Raw genomic sequence first — 16,235 nt, forward strand, 5'->3', positions numbered from 1 at the left:
TCGTCAGCGCAGACCCTCCGGAAGGTCGTGCTCGGCCACCGCGACCCGCTGGTCGGGGCTGGTGCGGATCTGCTCCGACTCGGCGATCCGGCTCTGCAGGAACTCCCACTCGACCTGATCGATCGCGTCCTCCGCGCGGGACCGCACGGCCGCGTCGCGGGTGCCCCACGCGATCGGCATCGGGCTGACCATCTCCCAGGTGTCGGACGTGCTGTGGGTGCTGCGGTCGTTCAGCAGTGCGACGGACGGCACCCGGTCACCCACCCGCTGCTTCTGGCCGGTGCGGATCGGAACGTTGCGGGTGACGAGCGCGTACGACGGGCGGCCCGCGGACGGCTTCGCGACGTCGATCAGCGACAGCAGGGTCAGCGCGCGGGGATGGACCTCCGAGACGACGGCAGGCACCAGCGGACTCTTCGCGTACAGGTCCTCGATGCTGCCGACCTTCTTCGGCACCCAGAACGCCACCCACACGGACGTCAGCGCGGCGATCGCCACGACGGCACCGAGGATGATCGACCAGGGATGGGCGAGCAGAATCAGACCGACAGCCGCGGCCGCGAACAGCAACGCCACCACGATCGCAGACACCTGCAGGCGTCGCATGTCGGCGAACGTCTGGTTGACGGACTTCGCGTAGGGCCGGTCGACGGTGAACTCGAAATGTCGCACGGCCCCAGCTTAGAGCGCCCGCTCCGGCGGCAGGCGGCTACCCGATGGCCGGGCCCAGCAGGTCGTCGGCGTCGGTGATCCGGTACGCGTAACCCTGCTCGGCGAGGAACCGCTGCCGGTGCGCGGCGTACTCGGCGTCGAGCGTGTCCCGCGCCACCACCGAGTAGAAGTGGGCCTGGCCGCCGTCGTGCTTCGGCCGCAGCAGGCGGCCCAGCCGCTGAGCCTCCTCCTGACGGGACCCGAACGTACCCGAAACCTGCACGGCGACAGACGCTTCCGGCAGGTCGATCGAGAAGTTCGCGACCTTGCTGACAACCAGCGTCTGGATTTCACCCGCCCGGAAACGGTCGAACAGCTCCTCCCGCTCCTTGTTCTTGGTCGACCCCTTGATGACCGGGGCGTTCAACGCCTCACCCAGCTCGTCGAGCTGGTCGAGGTACGCGCCGATGATCAACGTCGGTGCGTCGGTGTGCCGTTCCAGGATCGACTTCACCACCGCGATCTTGGTGTGCGCGGTGGAGCACAGCTTGTACCGCTCGTCGGGTTCGGCGACGGCGTACGCCATGCGTTCGGCGTCCGTCAGCGTCACCCGCACCTCGACGCAGTCGGCCGGAGCGATCCACCCCTGCGCCTCGATGTCCTTCCACGGCGCGTCGTACCGCTTCGGTCCGATCAGCGAGAACACGTCGCCCTCGCGGCCGTCCTCGCGCACCAGGGTGGCGGTGAGGCCGAGGCGCCGGCGGGACTGCAGGTCGGCGGTCATGCGGAACACCGGGGCGGGCAGCAGGTGCACCTCGTCGTAGATCACGAGACCCCAGTCGCGGGAATCGAACAGTTCCAGATGCTTGTACTCGCCCTTCGTGCGCCGGGTGATCACCTGGTACGTGGCGATCGTGACCGGGCGGATCTCCTTGCGCTCGCCGGAGTACTCGCCGATCTCCTCCTCGGTGAGCGACGTGCGCGCGATCAGCTCACGCTTCCACTGCCGTCCCGCGACCGTGTTCGTCACCAGGATCAGCGTGGTGGCCTTCGCCTTGGCCATCGCCGCCGCACCGACCATCGTCTTGCCTGCACCACAGGGCAGGACGACGACGCCGGACCCGCCGGCCCAGAACGAGTCGGCGGCCATCTCCTGATAGTCGCGCAGGTGCCACTGGCCGTCCGCGGACCCGGGGGAGGTGCCGTCGAAGTCGAGATCGATGGCGTGCGCCTCGCCGTCGACGTACCCGGCGAGGTCCTCCGCCGGCCAGCCGACCTTGAGCAGCATCTGCTTGAGGCGGCCGCGCTCGCTCGGGTGCACCACGACCGTGTCGTCGTCGACGCGGGCGCCGAGCATCGGGGCGATCTTCTTGTGCCGGGTCACCTCGGTGAGGACCGCGCGGTCCAGGCTGACCAGCGTCAAACCGTGGGCGGGATTCTTCACCAGCTGCAGGCGCCCGTACCGGGCCATCGTGTCGACGATGTCGACGAGCAGCGGTTGCGGCACCGCGTACCGGGAGAAGTTGACGAGGGCATCGACCACCTGCTCGGCGTCGTGTCCTGCGGCGCGCGCGTTCCACAGTGCCAGCGGGGTGATGCGGTACGTGTGGACGTGTTCGGGCGCGCGCTCGAGTTCCGCGAACGGCGCGATCGCCTGGCGGGCGTCGTTCGCGCGTTCGTGATCGACCTCCAACAGCAGGGTCTTGTCGGATTGGACGATCAACGGTCCGTCGGTCACGGAAGCCTCCTCGAAAATGCGGTGCCGGATGTAGCCAGCCTGTCCATTGTCCTGATCCGGGCGGCGGTGCGCCACGTCGCGGCCCCCGGCAGGGCCGATACCTGCACATCCGGGGCGGTCGGGGCCTAAATTGAGGGGCAGCCGGATGGATCGACCCAGAGACGAGGCTCGCGATGACCCAGCCCCCCGACGACCCGAACCGCCCCGATCCGAGCGTCCCCGGCGAACCGCCGAACAACCCGCAGCAACCGTACCCGCAGGGTGGGCCGCAGCAGCCGTACCAGCAGGGTCAGTACCAGCAGCAGCCCTACCAGCAGGGGCAGTACGCCCAGCAACCCGGTCAGTATCCGCCGGGCGGGTACGGGCAGCAGCCCGGCCAGTACCCACCCGGTCAGTACCCACCGCAGCCGAAGAAGTCGCGGAAAGGGTTGTTCATCACTCTCGGCGTCCTCGCCGTGGTGATCCTCGCCGCCGTCGCCGCGTTCGGCGTGTACGCGGTGAAGAGCGCCGACGAGAACGCCCTCGACGTCGGCGACTGCCTGTTCTTCGAGTCCGCGTCGACCACCGCGGCCGACACCTCGCACGAGAAGCGGGACTGCTCCGACAGCGAGGCCACGTACGAGGTGGCGCAGAAGAACGACGGCGACGTCCAGTGCGGGGAGGACTACTTCTCCTACACCCTCGTCGGCGAGGACAAGGACGTGCAGACCACGCTGTGCCTCGTCCCGAACATGATCGAGGACTCCTGCTACCTGCTGGAGGACGACGGCCGGATCGTGCCGTCCGACTGCTCCGACATGCAGACCGTCAAGGTCGTCAGACGCGCGGACGGCCAGGACGACGAAACCCTGTGCAACGAGTTCGACAGCGCCTTCCCCATCGCCTTCTCCGAACCCCAGCGCACGTACTGCATCGAGGTCAATCTGGGTGGCTAGCGCCCCGTGAGTACTTGTTGACCGCGGGACGTCGACAAGTACTCACCGGGAGTTAAATTCACGGGAATCGAGTCCGTTGAACTGCACGTTCCCCTTCGCTAGCGTTCGACGTCAGGCCACATCACTGCGCGCGGCGAAGGGGGAACGATGGCGCGAACGCAGCCCGTCACCCGGCGCGGCGCCGGACGTTCCGGCGCCAGCGCGGGCACGGTGCTGCGCACGGTCCTCGACAACGGGCCGATCGCACGCAGCACCATCGCCCGCGTCACCGGGCTCTCACCCGCGACGGTAACCACGGCCAGTGCGCAGCTCGTCGAGCACGGCCTGCTGCGGGAACTGCCGGAGATCGCCGGTCCCACCGGACTGGGACGGCCACACGTGCCGGTGGACGTCGACGACACCCGGTACGTCGTGTACGGCATCCATCTGGCCATCACGCACGTGACCACGGCGCTGCTCGACCTGCGCGGGCAGGTGCTGGCACGGTCCCGCGATCCGCACTACGGGCTGGGACCGGCCGAGATCCTGCGGAACGCCGTGACGACGCTGGAGGCGCTGGCCGTCCGGCACGGTGAGCCTTCGATTCCGATCGGTGTCGGTTTCGCGGCGGGCGGCTGGATCGACTCCGAATCGGGTGTGGTGCGCGAGCATCCGATCCCGGGATGGAACGGGTACCCGGTCCGCGCGGACCTCGAGCACCGCACGGGTCTCGACGTCCGGATGGATTCGCACGCGCGCGCTCTCATCGACGCGGAGGTGTTGTTCGGGGAGCCGAGGGCGCGCGAGAGCGTGGTGCAACTCTTCGTCGGGAACGTGGTGGACGCCGCGTTCGCGACCGGCGGCGTGGTCCACCACGGCCCCCGCGCGGCGGCGGGGGCGGTGGCGCACGTGCCCGTCGAGAACAGTGTCGAGGAGTGTGCGTGCGGGCGCACCGGATGTGTGCAGGCCACCCTGTCGGATCGGGTGCTGGTGCGCAGGGCGATGGAGCTGGGCATCATCGAGCGGCCGATCTTCCGCGACCTCCTCGACGCGGGCCGTAGCCGGCACCCGGAGGCGCTGGCACTGTTCACGGAACGCGCGCACGGTGTCGGGGTGGTGGCGGCGCGCCTGCTGGATCTGTTCAATCCGGAGGTCCTCATCGTCTGCGACCAGAGCGTGAGCGGGATTCCCGGATGTCTGGACACGGTCCGGCGCGCGGTCGCGGAGTCGTCGGCGACGTGTGACGATCCGTCGTGGTCCGTGTTGTCCACCAGTTTTCCGGGGCGGGCACTGCCGGTGTCGGCCGGTTCCGTGATCCTCGCGGAGCTCTACCGGGCGCCGCTCACCAGCTTCGTGCGGCCGCTGGCCGGAATTTCGTGACGTGTATCACAGCATCGGAGTTAATTCGGTGGGAAGCAATGTTGACGGGGATTACGCTGGATCGCAAGGATATTGGTGTGAACACCTCTACGGCGGACAGCGTGCGTACCACCTCGTGTCGCTCCGGGTCCTGTTGTCGCCGCACGCGACCGGGTCGCGTCTGACGTCTCCGGCCTGACGTCTGCCGAAACATCGTTCCGTTCTTCCTTTCTCGCTCCTGCGTGGCACCCGACGTTCTGCGTCCGGGGTGCCCGACCGGAGACCACATCCTTCGAAGGATCAATCATGTCCAGTTCACTCGTGTCTTCCTCCGGGTACCGGCGCCTCACGCGCGCCGCCTTCGCCGGCGTCGTGGCGCTCGGGCTCGCGTCCTGCTCCTCCGGTTCCTCCGGCGGGCTCGCGCTCGATGATGCTGTGCCCGATCAGGTTCCGGAGGGAACCTCGCTCAATGTGTCGATCAAGACCACCCGGTTGCAGCTCGAGGCGACCGACCAGATCGCCGATCTCCCGTTCACCGTGTCGGACTGGCCGGACGTCAGTGCCGGACCCGACGTGATCCAGGCCTTCCGCGGCAACGCGGTCGACCTGGCCACCAACGCCGCGATCCCGCCGATCCAGGCGCACGCCACGGGGCTCGACGCGAAGATCGTCGCGGTCCGGGAGAAGGAACAGCCGCAGTACGTGCTGGCCACCGCCCCCGGCACGGACATCGCGGCACTGCCGGACCTGCGGGGCAAGAAGATCGCGTTCTCGCCCGGCCAGGCGCAGGGTGTGGTGATCCTGCGAACGCTGAAGGCGCAGGGCCTGACCACGAAAGACGTCCAGCTCGTCGAATTGCCCAGCCCGCAGTTCCTCACCGCGCTGCAGTCGAAGCAGGTGGACGTCGCGCCGCTGTCGGAGCCGACGGTGACGAAGTACCTGAACCAGTACGGTCCGGACGGAGCGAAGGCGTTGCAGACCGACGCCGTGGACGCGCTCACCGTGCTCTGGGCACCGGTGGAGGTCCTGCAGGATCCGGCCAAGGCTGCGGCGATCAAGGCGTTCATTCCGTTCTGGGCGCGCGGGGAGATCTGGGCGTGGGAGAACCAGGACGCGTGGATCCAGAAGTACTACGTGGAGAGCGAACAGGTGTCGGCCGAGGACGGCAAGCGCATCGTCGCCTCCGTCGGGCAGCGGCCGTCGTACCCGGTCAACTGGGACGCGGCCGTCGAGTGGACGCAGGACACCGTCCAATTGCTCTCCGACGCCGGCTACTTCAGTGAGTTCGACGCCAACGAGCTGTTCGACCGCCGATTCGAGAACATCGCCGCCGACGCCGTGCCGGCCGAGTACCGAGGCGGTGTGCAGCGATGACCAGTATTCTCTCCGCGCCCGCAGCCGTACCGGCGCGCACGACCGCCGCCGGTGCAAGCGGGTCCGGGTCCGGCGCCGCCGAGCGGCCGATCCGGCGACTGGGCCTGCGCAAAGGTTTCCCGTTCTCCCGGCTGGCCGGGGTGCTGCTCCTCCTCGCGGTGTGGGCGGTGGGCAGTCTGGCGGGCCTCATCGACCCGCGGAAGCTGTCCGCGCCGTGGACGGTGGTGACCACGGCCGTCGAGCTGATCTCCACCGGCATCCTGCAGGAGCACATCGCCGCGTCGTTGAGCCGCGCCGCCGTCGGGTTCGCGTTCGGCGTGGTGATCGGGACGGCGCTGGCCGTCGCCGCCGGACTGACGCGTTCCGGTGACGCCCTGATCGACGGGCCGATCCAGCTCAAACGGGCCATCCCGACGCTCGGCCTGATCCCGCTGCTGATCCTCTGGCTCGGCATCGGCGAGACGTTCAAGATCGTGATCATCGCGCTCGGCGTCGTCGTCCACATGTACATCCAGACACACAACTCGCTGACGTCGATCGACAACCGGTACGTCGAACTCGCCGAGGTCCTCGGGCTGTCGCGCGCCACGTTCATCCGCAAGGTGGTGCTGCCGGGTGCGATGCCGGGATTCTTTCTCGGACTGCGTCTCTCTGTGACCGGTGCCTGGCTCACCCTCATCGTCGTCGAGGGGGTCAACGCGGTGACCGGTCTGGGGAAGATGATGTACAACGCGCAGAACTACGGACAGTCCGACGTGATTCTCGTGGGGCTCGCCGTCTACGGCATCTTCGGTCTGCTGTCCGACGCCGTCCTCCGCTACGTCGAAAGGCGGTCGCTGTCATGGCGCAAGACACTCGCAGGATAGAACCCGCCGTGCAGGTGCGGTCCCTCGTCCGCGGATTCGGGGACAAGACCGTGCTCGACCACCTGGACCTCGACATCCCCGAAGGCCAGTTCGTGGCGCTGCTCGGCAAGAGCGGGTCCGGCAAGAGCACGCTGCTGCGCGCGCTCGCGGGCCTCGACTACGACGTCGAGGGCCGCGGCGGAACGCTCACCGTGCCCGCGGAAGTGTCGGTGGCGTTCCAGGACTCACGGCTGCTGCCGTGGCTGCGGGTGCTCGACAACGTGACGCTCGGGCTGGGCCGCGCCGGCACGAGCAGGGGTGCCTCCGCCCTCGCGGAGGTGGGGCTGGCCGGCCGTGAGAAGGCCTGGCCCAGTGAATTGTCCGGCGGTGAACAGCAGCGGGTGGCGCTGGCGCGGGCGCTGGTCCGCGAGCCCCAGTTGTTCCTCGCCGACGAGCCGTTCGGCGCCCTCGACGCGCTGACCCGGATCAAGATGCACGCGCTGCTGCAGGAATTGATCCGCCGCCACCGCCCCACCGTCCTGCTCGTCACCCACGACGTCGACGAGGCGATCGCGCTCGCCGACCGGGTGCTCGTCCTCGACCGCGGGCAGATCGTCGTCGACGAGATCGTCGACATTCCGAGGCCGAGAGCGCTCGGCGACAGCAGGTTCCACGAGTTTCGCAATACGCTGCTCGGCGCCCTCGGCGTCGAGGTAGCGGCACAGTGAGGAGTTACACCATGAGTTCGTCACCCCAGCGCCGGCTGCATCTCAACGCATTCCTGATGGCGATCGGACACCACGAGGCGGCCTGGCGCCTGCCCGAGAGCGACCCGAACGCCAACCTCGACATCAAGCACTACATCTCGCTGGCGCAGACCGCCGAACGCGGAAAGTTCGACTCGGTGTTCCTCGCCGACAGCCCGGTGCTGTTCAGCAACCCGGAACGCAGGCCGAGCGGCAAGCTGGAGCCGACCATCATCCTCACCGCGATCTCCGCGGCCACCGAGAAGATCGGCCTGATCGCGACCGCGTCGACCAGTTACAACGAGCCGTACAACCTGGCGCGGCGGTTCGCGTCCCTCGACTTCGTCAGCAGCGGCCGCGCCGGCTGGAACATCGTCACCACCGCCGGCGCCGACGCGGCGCAGAACTTCGGGCTCGACGACACCCCCGCCCACCGCAGTCGCTACGAGCGGGCCGCGGAATTCGTCGAGGTGTCCACCAAGTTGTGGGACAGCTGGGAGGACGACGCCATCGTCGCGGACAAGGACGTCGCGATCCACGCCGACTCCGCCAAGGTCCACGTCATCGAACACGAGGGCCGGTTCTTCAAGGTACGGGGACCGCTCAACGTGCCGCGGTCGCCGCAGGGATACCCGCTGCTCGTGCAGGCGGGATCGTCCGAGGACGGAAAGGATTTCGCCGCCCGCTACTCGGAGGCCATCTTCACCGCCCAGCCCACCCTGGACGAGGGGAAGGCGTTCTACGCGGACGTCAAGGACCGCGTCGCGGCAGTGGGAAGGGACCCGGAACAGGTGCTGATCCTGCCCGGCATCGTGCCGGTCATCGCGGACACCGAGGAGGAGGCCCGCGAACTCGAGGCCGAACTGGAGCGGCTGATCTCGCCGGAATACGCCCGGAAGCAGTTGGCGCAGCGGTTCAATCTCGAACCCGAGCAACTCCCGCTCGACGAGGAACTGCCCGACGACCTGCCGTCCGAGGACGAGATCGAGGGCGCGAAGAGCCGGTACACGCTGATCGTGGACCTCGCCCGCCGGGAGAAGCTCACCGTCCGGCAGCTGATCGGGCGGCTCGGTGGCGGTCGCGGTCACCGCACGTTCGCGGGCACCCCGGTCCAGGTGGCCGACACGATCGAGCACTGGTTCCGCAACGGCGCCGCCGACGGGTTCAACATCATGCCCGCCGTCCTGCCGTCCGGGCTGGAGAAGTTCGTCGACTCCGTGGTCCCGATCCTGCAGGAACGCGGACTGTTCCGCACCGACTACACCGAGACCACGCTGCGGGGGCACTACGGTCTGCCGCGGCCCACGAATCAGTTTGCGGTCGAAAAGGATTCCACGCTGGTGTCTGCGCAGTGACGACGGGAGCTCCGGAGAACACCGGCTGGCTGCGGTACCTGTTCGGCTACTGTCTGCGCCAGCGCCGCAATCTCGTTCTCGCGTACGGGGCGGCGGCGGTGGCGGCCGCGGCCACCGCCACCATCCCGCTGGCCGTCCGGCACGTGATCGACAACGCCGCCATCGACACGAATCATGCACTGGCACCGTGGATCGCGGTGCTCGTCGCCCTCGCGGCGATCCGCTTCGCCGCCGCCTACACGCGGCGGTACCGGTCCGGGCAGCTGTCCCTCGGCGTGCAGTACGACCTGCGCGGCGACGCCTTCCGATCCCTGCTGCGGCTGGACGGCGTCAAACAGGACGGGCTGCAGACGGGTCAGGTGGTGAGCCGGTCGATCTCGGACATCACACTGATTCAGATGCTCCTGCAGTTGCTGCCGCACATGGCCGGGAACCTGCTGATGTTCGCGATCTCGCTGGGCGTGATGGCGGTCCTGTCGCCGATCCTCACCCTGGTCGCCCTCGCCGTGCTTCCCGCGCTGTGGTTCATCTCCCTGAGAAGCCGCGTCGACCTGTTTCCCGCCAACTGGCATGCGCAGGAACAGGCGGCCGTCGTGGCGGGCGGAGTGGAAGCCGCCGTCACCGGGGTGCGCGTCGTCAAGGGATTCGGCCAGGAGCACCGCGAACTCGAAGACCTCGAGAAGCGGGCAGGCGAGCTGTTCCGGTCCCGGCTGCGCGTCGCACGGCTCACCAGCCGGTACAACCCGGCACTGCAGGCGGTCCCGATGCTCGGGCAGGCCCTCGTGCTGGCCTTCGGCGGGTGGCTGGCGCTGCACGGCACACTGTCGCTGGGCACGTTCGTCGCCTTCACCACGTACCTGGCGGCGTTCGCCTCGCCCGTCCGTCAACTCGCCACCCTGCTGACCGTGAGCCAGCAGGGGCGCGCGAGCGTCGAACGTGTCCGCGAGGTGATCGACAACGCGCCGGCCGTGACCACCGCACCCGACGCCATGGTCCTGCCGGACGGGCCTCTCGCGGTGGAATTCGACGACGTGGCTTTCGGCTACGACCCGTCGAACCGGCTGCTCGACGGGCTGTCGCTGCGAATCGCCCCCGGCGAGACCGTGGCGGTGGTCGGTGCCGCCGGATCGGGAAAATCGACTCTAGCCATGCTCGTTCCGCGGCTCTACGACGCCGATGCGGGTGCGGTCACCGTCGGGGGGATCGACACCCGCAGGCTGTCGCTCGAATCGCTGCGCTCCGCGCTCGGCGTCGTCTTCGAAGACAGCTACCTGATGTCCGAGACCATTCGCGCGAACGTCTCGTACGGCAGGCCGGACGTCGACGAGGCAACGGTGCGTGACGCACTGCGCGTGGTGCAGGCGGAGGAATTCGTCGACGCGCTGCCGGACGGCCTCGACACCGTCGTGGGGGAGCAGGGGGTGACGTTATCGGGTGGTCAGCGGCAGCGCATCGCCCTCGCCCGGGCACTGGTCACCGATCCGCGGATCCTGGTGCTCGACGATGCGACCTCGGCGGTCGACGCCCGGGTCGAGGCCGCCGTCCATCACGAACTGCGCGTCGCCACCCGCGAGCGGACCACCCTGATCATCGCGCACCGCCGGTCGACGCTCGCCCTGGCCGACCGCATCGCGGTGCTGGCGGACGGCCGCATCGTCGACGTGGGGACGAGCGCCGAACTCGACGAACGGTGCCCGCTGTTCCGCGCGCTGCTGTCGAGTGCGGACGACGTCGCCGCCCCGGCCCCGTCGCCGCCGCTGCCGGACGTCGACGGCGTCACCGCCGAACTGTGGCGCCGGGAGGACGGTGACGAGGCGTCGGGGGCTTTCGACGTCAGGGCCGCAGCGGCTTTCGCGACCGCGGCGGCCGGTGCCAGCGGACCGTCGCGCGGAGGCGCGGCAGGGGGAATCCTGTCGTCGGCACCACCCGGACCCGACGTGATGGCCAGGCTCGACGACCTGCCACCGCTCACCGGGGACCCGGACGTCGCCGCCGACGAGGCCCGGGCCGCCGACCCGGCGTTCGGGCTCGGCTCACTGCTGCGGCCCCTCCTGCTGCCACTGGTCGCGGGACTGGTGCTGGTCGGATTGGACGCCGTCGCGCAGATCGCGGTGCCCGTCCTCGTACGCACCGGGGTGGATCGCGGAGTGCTGCAGGGCGCCCGCGACCTGCTGCTGCTCGCGGCGGCCGCGACCGTGATCGTGGTGCTGCTCGACTGGGCCGTCAACGTCGCCCAGACCCGGGTGACCGGACGTACCGGTGAGCGGCTCCTGTACACGTTGCGGGTCAAGACGTTCGCGCAACTGCAGCGGCTCGGTCTGCAGTACTACGAGCGGGAACTGGCCGGCCGGATCATGACCCGCATGACCACCGACGTCGACAGCCTGTCCAACTTCCTGCAGACAGGTCTGGCCACTGCGGTCGTCAGCGGGCTCACCATCTCCGGTGTGCTGGTGGCACTGCTGGTGATCGACGCGGAACTTGCCCTCGTGCTGGTACTCGTCGTGCCCGTCCTCGTCGCCGCCACCGTCGTGTTCCGCCGGAAGTCGGTGCCCGCGTACGCCGAGGCCCGCGACCGCGTCGGAATCGTCAACGCCTACCTGCAGGAGAACGTGACGAACATCCGCGTCACACAGGCATTTCGGCGCGAGCACTACAACGCGGCTCAGTTCGCCCGGCGGGCATGGGACTTCCGGGAGTCGCGGCTCCGGGCCCAGCGGTACATGGCGCTGTACTTCCCGTTCGTCGAATTCCTGTCCGTGGTCGCGACCGGGCTCGTGCTCGCGGCGGGGACCGCGCGGATCCATACCGGAACCCTCACCGTCGGAACACTGATCGCGTTCGTGCTGTACGTCGAACTGTTCTTCGCTCCCGTGCAACAGCTTTCGCAGGTGTTCGACGGCTACCAGCAGGCGGTCATCGGGCTGGGACGGCTGCGGGGGCTGATGCGGACGCCGACCACCACACCGCAGGCCGGCGAACCGATCGTCCTCGACCGCATCCGCGGTGGCATCGTATTCGACGACGTCCACTTCGCATACGAATCCGGCAAGGGCGAGGCGCTGCGAGGGGTGGAGCTTCACATCGAACCGGGCGAGACGATCGCCCTCGTCGGTCAGACCGGCGCGGGAAAGTCGACGGTGCTCAAGTTGCTCGCCCGCTTCTACGACCCCACCGCGGGGGCGGTGCGCGTCGACGGCATCGACACCCGCGCCCTGGACCTCGCGTCGTTCCGGCAGCGACTCGGCGTCGTCCCGCAGGAACCGCACCTGTTCGGCGCCACCATCCGCGACGCCGTCGCCTACGGGCGCCCCGACGCGACGGACGCGGAGGTCGAGGCCGCCAGCAGGGCCGTCGGCGCCCACGACATGGTGTCCGGGCTGGCTCTCGGATACCTGCAACCGATCGGGGAACACGGGCGCAACCTGTCGGCCGGACAACGACAGCTGCTGGCACTGGCCCGGGCCGAACTGGTGGACCCCGACATCCTGCTGCTGGACGAGGCCACCGCCTCACTCGACCTGGCCACGGAGGACCGGGTCCGCCGCGCGACCGAGAACCTGTCCCGGCGGCGCACCACCGTCGTCGTGGCGCACCGATTGAGCACCGCGGCGCGAGCCGACAGGGTGGTGGTCCTCGACGGCGGCCGGGTCGCGGAAGTCGGAACGCACGACGAGTTGCTGGACCGGGGCGGCGTCTACCGGGAACTCTGGGAGGCCTATGCGGCTTCGCCACCCGTGAGTACTTCTTAACCGCGGGCGGTTAACAAGTACTCACGGGGCCGGAGGCCTATGCGCCGATCGACGCCTTCATCATCGGGAGCATGGCCCACAGCTGGTCCTGCCAGTAGCCCCAGCTGTGGGTCCCTGTCGCCGGGAAGTCGTAGTGCGCACCGATGCCGAGGGTGTCGAGCCGCACCTGGAACGCCCGGTTCTGGGCGAGCGCGATGGCCTCCAGACCCATGCCGGTGCCGACGTTGAAGACGTCGATCGCGGACTGCGGCTGATCGTGCGGTCCGGGGAGGCCTGCCCCCGCCGAGATCCACATCGGCAGCCCGCGCATGAGGGGAGCGGCGACGAACGGGTCGTTCCGCAGCCATGCGGGATCCCACGGCGGGCCCCACATGCAGTCGGCGTTGTAGCCACCGGAGTCGAGCATCGCGATGCGGATCGCCTCACGCATGCCCGGCGCCGACAGGTTCAGATACCCCGACATCGACCCGGCGAACGTGAACTGGTCGCGATGGTAGGCAGCGAGGATCAACGCCGCGTTGCCACCCATCGACAGTCCGGCGATGGCGTTGCTGGTGCGGCTGATGCCGTAATTGTTCGCCAGGAAGTCGGGCAGATTCTGGGTGAGAAACGACTCCCACTTGTACGTGTACGGCTGGTTGTTGGTGTTGCTGGGCGCGTACCAGTCCGTGTAGAAACTGGACTGCCCGCCGACCGGCTCGACCACGGTGATCCCGTGATCGGACAGCCACGCGGCGTTGGTCTCGTGTTCCCAGCCGCTGACGTCGTTGGTCGCGCGGAGGCCGTCGAGGAGGTAGAGGGCCTTGTTGCTGCCGTTGTTCGCGAGCCACATGCGGATCTTGATCTGCCCGACACCGCCGGGTGCGTCGACCCAGTGTTCGCGCAGCCGGCTGTACGGGTCCGCGGACGCCGTCCCGCCGCCGACGAGGACGAACGCGAGAGGCAGGATCACCACCGCAATCATCAGCCGGACGACGCCTCGTAACCAACCGTGTAACGGCTTCGTTGCTGTGACACCCATGGTTCTGCCTCCTGGTAAGTCGTCCCCGGCCAGGTACATACCAGCAACACGGTATTGCGCGGCCCGGAATTCCTCGGCGTTTGCGCAGAATCGTTATCCGACCTGTGAGTACTTGTTAACGTCCCGCGGTTCACAAGTACTCACGGGTCAGACGACGCGGGCGACCGACGTGATGCGGTGCAGGGTGAACCGGCGGACCGCGCCGCTCGCCGGGTCGAAGGCGTCGAGTTGGCCGCCGCCGACGCTGACGGGATCGACGATGCGATGCGTCGCCACACCCTGCGCGTCGACGTAACCGATCGTCACGCTGGAGCGTTCGCGCGCCGCGGCGTTGAGGAGGGCGATGGTCGCGGCGCTGCTGGCCCGCGACCCGTCGGACCGGATGCTGCCGGAACCCTTGGCCGACGCCGCCAGGTCACCGGCGCGCAACGTCCGGACGACCGCGTCGAGTTGGGCATCGGTCGCGACGGCCGGGGTGCGGCTCGCGGGGGCCTTGCGCCGGGTCAGGACGCGGGCGCCGCGCGGGCGCAGGTCGACGAGGGCGCCGGACGAGTCCTCGCCCGCCGGCGCGAACCCGGCGGCCCGCAGTTCGCCCAGCACTTCCCGCAGCGGTGCCTGCGACACCGCCACCGTCGGCGCCAGCGCGCGCAAAGCCAGGGCGGCGGCCACCGGCGACGCCAGGACCTCCGCGAGCAGCGTCGGATCCTCGCAGCGGACGAACGACGCCGCGACACCGGCCCGGAGCCGGCCGTGCCGCCGCGCGACGTCGTCGATCAGATACGACAGCGACTGCGGGACGGGGGTGCGCGACCGCGTCGCGAAGAGGCTGTGCAGTTCCGCCGCCGTCATCCCGACGTCGAGGGCGCGTCGCACGCTGTCCTCGCTGATCCGGTACATCGACGCCGCACCGGCGGACTCGATGTCCGCGACGAGCGTGATCTGTTCCAGTAGGTCCGGGGTCAGCGGTCCCGGGGCGACGACGGTGAGGTCGGCCTGGACGAGAACGTGGTCGACGGGTTCGGGCAGCGATGCGTGCATCTCGGCCTCGGCGTCGCCGCCGTGGAGGAGCGCACGTCCGGGCGAACTGAGTGCGCCGCGGGCGACGAGTCCGAGTGTCGCGGCCTCCTCGAGGGTGCGTTCCACCGCGTGGACCCGGAGCCGGGCCCCCCAGCGGGGTCGGCGCCAGGCCAGGAGGCGACTGACCTCGGCGGGGTCGGCCGAGTGCCCGCTGCCGAGTTCGGCCAGCAGCCCGAGGATCGCCTGCCGGTCCCGCGGCGCGGACGGCGCGCGCACCTCCTCGGACAGCGCGGCGACCGGTTTGTCGTTGGCGTCGCGCATGCCGATGAACCACGCCATGCGCGGCAGTTCCAGCCACGCCGCGGCCAGTGCATGCCACCGCCGGGCGACCGGGGAGGTCAGCCAGTTGTCGACCGCGGCGGTCGGGGCCCAGTAGTTCTCCCCGGTGTCGGACGTCGGCGCCGGGTCCGGGGTGCCGCTGGCGATCAGTCCGGCGGCCGACAACAGTTCGACGAGCAGGCTCAGCCGGTTCTCGTCGATGCCGGACGTCTTGGCGATCCGCCGCAGTTCCCGGACCCCGAGACCACCCGCCCGCAGCGCCGGTGCCGGGGCCTCGCCGAGCGCCTTGACGACGTCCTCGCAGTGGCGAACCAGCTCGAGAGCCTCACCGGCGGCGGCGGCGTTGATGTCGGCGGGCCTGTGTTTGCGGCCCGTCACGCCGGGCGCGGCCAGCGAGGTGGGGTCGAAGACGGCCTCCCCGCGCAGGACCTGCCGCACCTGGAACGGCAATTCGACGGTCTCGTCGTCCATCCACCGCAACAGCCCGGCGGCGAGGAGTCGCTGAACGGGACGGTCGGGGGGTGTCCCGGGAGCCGCGTCCCGGGTCCGTCCGATCGAACTCGACTTCGCCAGGGTCTCGAGGATGTCCCGTTCGGCGGTCTGCAGTCCCGCCAGCGCCGACGCGATCCCGGCCTCGTCGAGCGTCTCGACGGGTTCGGCGCTGCGGCCGACGCGCCACGGGATGGTGGCCACGACCGCGGGAACGATCCGCAGCGACGTCTTGTCGCCCCAGACGATCCCGACGGACCGCAGGCCGTCCAGGGTGGCGTCGACGGTCTTCTTCGTCGCCCGCGACCCCACCGCCTCCTGCAGGGTGGCCCGGGGCACGGGCACCTCGTCGGCACGCTCGAGCGCCAGGAGTTCGAGGACACCGAAGTCCAGGGACGTGAGGTTGTCGGCCGCACGGGCGACCGAGGCCCGTTGCTCGGCGCGGCCGGCGAGGACGACGATCGTGGCCGGAGGCGGGACCGCGAGGTCGGGGCGCCTGCGGAGCAGATCCGTCAGTTCGGCGTCGCTGCGCGCGGCCAGCCAGTCCGCGAGCGTCGCGGCGCCGCGCGGGGAGACTGCGGTGCCGTTGGTGCTCGCGGTGGTGTCGTCGGTGTCGGTCATCGACTATCAGATTA

The 16,235-nt window shown here is 69.5% G+C and carries 11 protein-coding genes; 7 read left to right on the forward strand and 4 right to left on the reverse strand.

Features of this window, described 5'->3' with window-relative positions; genetic code table 11:
* Positions 1-3: 3 nt before the first annotated feature.
* Together ACFU5V_RS08840 and ACFU5V_RS08845 are read right to left on the reverse strand one after the other, a co-directional pair.
* Positions 4-672, reverse strand: a complete 669-nt coding sequence (locus ACFU5V_RS08840; protein ID WP_378432706.1) for a DUF3239 domain-containing protein — start codon at positions 670-672, stop codon at positions 4-6.
* 37 nt (positions 673-709) lie between these two features.
* Positions 710-2,389 (reverse strand): DNA repair helicase XPB, encoded by a 1,680-nt coding sequence (locus ACFU5V_RS08845; protein WP_378698506.1) that lies wholly within the window; start codon positions 2,387-2,389, stop codon positions 710-712.
* A gap of 173 nt (positions 2,390-2,562) precedes the next feature.
* Between ACFU5V_RS08845 and ACFU5V_RS08850 the strand changes: the two genes are divergently transcribed.
* The 7 genes from ACFU5V_RS08850 to ACFU5V_RS08880 all read left to right on the forward strand — a co-directional run bounded on the left by ACFU5V_RS08850 (position 2,563) and on the right by ACFU5V_RS08880 (position 12,734).
* Complete coding sequence (locus ACFU5V_RS08850) at positions 2,563-3,324, forward strand: hypothetical protein (protein ID WP_378698508.1); 762 nt, start codon at positions 2,563-2,565, stop codon at positions 3,322-3,324.
* Positions 3,325-3,471: 147 nt separating this feature from the next.
* On the forward strand, positions 3,472-4,683 hold the full coding sequence (locus ACFU5V_RS08855) for an ROK family protein (protein WP_378698510.1): 1,212 nt from the start codon (positions 3,472-3,474) through the stop codon (positions 4,681-4,683).
* A 285-nt stretch (positions 4,684-4,968) separates the two neighbouring features.
* Positions 4,969-6,036: a PhnD/SsuA/transferrin family substrate-binding protein gene (locus ACFU5V_RS08860; RefSeq protein WP_378698511.1), complete on the forward strand. Its 1,068-nt coding sequence runs from the start codon at positions 4,969-4,971 to the stop codon at positions 6,034-6,036.
* Positions 6,033-6,902 (forward strand): ABC transporter permease, encoded by an 870-nt coding sequence (locus tag ACFU5V_RS08865; RefSeq protein ID WP_378698512.1) that lies wholly within the window; start codon positions 6,033-6,035, stop codon positions 6,900-6,902. Before ACFU5V_RS08860 ends, ACFU5V_RS08865 begins: the two co-directional genes overlap by 4 nt.
* The gene (locus ACFU5V_RS08870; protein ID WP_378432714.1) at positions 6,878-7,609 is read left to right on the forward strand and encodes an ABC transporter ATP-binding protein; all 732 of its coding nucleotides are present in this window, start codon (positions 6,878-6,880) and stop codon (positions 7,607-7,609) included. The genes ACFU5V_RS08865 and ACFU5V_RS08870 overlap by 25 nt, the downstream gene beginning before the upstream one ends.
* Positions 7,610-7,620: 11 nt before the next feature.
* Positions 7,621-8,982: an LLM class flavin-dependent oxidoreductase gene (locus tag ACFU5V_RS08875; protein ID WP_378698514.1), complete on the forward strand. Its 1,362-nt coding sequence runs from the start codon at positions 7,621-7,623 to the stop codon at positions 8,980-8,982.
* Complete coding sequence (locus tag ACFU5V_RS08880; RefSeq protein ID WP_378698516.1) at positions 8,979-12,734, forward strand: ABC transporter ATP-binding protein; 3,756 nt, start codon at positions 8,979-8,981, stop codon at positions 12,732-12,734. The genes ACFU5V_RS08875 and ACFU5V_RS08880 overlap by 4 nt, the downstream gene beginning before the upstream one ends.
* Positions 12,735-12,771: 37 nt before the next feature.
* Here ACFU5V_RS08880 and ACFU5V_RS08885 read toward each other — a convergent pair whose 3' ends face one another.
* Both ACFU5V_RS08885 and ACFU5V_RS08890 read right to left on the reverse strand, forming a co-directional pair.
* On the reverse strand, positions 12,772-13,755 hold the full coding sequence (locus ACFU5V_RS08885; protein ID WP_378432718.1) for an alpha/beta hydrolase: 984 nt from the start codon (positions 13,753-13,755) through the stop codon (positions 12,772-12,774).
* 147 nt (positions 13,756-13,902) lie between these two features.
* Positions 13,903-16,221: a helicase-associated domain-containing protein gene (locus ACFU5V_RS08890; RefSeq protein ID WP_378698518.1), complete on the reverse strand. Its 2,319-nt coding sequence runs from the start codon at positions 16,219-16,221 to the stop codon at positions 13,903-13,905.
* Positions 16,222-16,235: the final 14 nt, after the last annotated feature.

This window comes from Rhodococcus sp. NPDC057529 (genome assembly GCF_042802055.1).
GTDB lineage: Bacteria > Actinomycetota > Actinomycetes > Mycobacteriales > Mycobacteriaceae > Rhodococcus_F.

Excerpts from the sequence above, each read along its gene's own strand:
- ACFU5V_RS08850 (WP_378698508.1), top strand. The coding sequence starts at position 2,563 with ATGACCCAGCCCCCCGACGACCCGAACCGCCCCGATCCGAGCGTCCCC.
- ACFU5V_RS08855 (WP_378698510.1), top strand. The coding sequence starts at position 3,472 with ATGGCGCGAACGCAGCCCGTCACCCGGCGCGGCGCCGGACGTTCCGGC.
- ACFU5V_RS08860 (WP_378698511.1), top strand. The coding sequence starts at position 4,969 with ATGTCCAGTTCACTCGTGTCTTCCTCCGGGTACCGGCGCCTCACGCGC.
- ACFU5V_RS08865 (WP_378698512.1), top strand. The coding sequence starts at position 6,033 with ATGACCAGTATTCTCTCCGCGCCCGCAGCCGTACCGGCGCGCACGACC.
- ACFU5V_RS08870 (WP_378432714.1), top strand. The coding sequence starts at position 6,878 with ATGGCGCAAGACACTCGCAGGATAGAACCCGCCGTGCAGGTGCGGTCC.
- ACFU5V_RS08875 (WP_378698514.1), top strand. The coding sequence starts at position 7,621 with ATGAGTTCGTCACCCCAGCGCCGGCTGCATCTCAACGCATTCCTGATG.
- ACFU5V_RS08885 (WP_378432718.1), bottom strand. The coding sequence starts at position 13,755 with ATGGGTGTCACAGCAACGAAGCCGTTACACGGTTGGTTACGAGGCGTC.
- ACFU5V_RS08890 (WP_378698518.1), bottom strand. The coding sequence starts at position 16,221 with ATGACCGACACCGACGACACCACCGCGAGCACCAACGGCACCGCAGTC.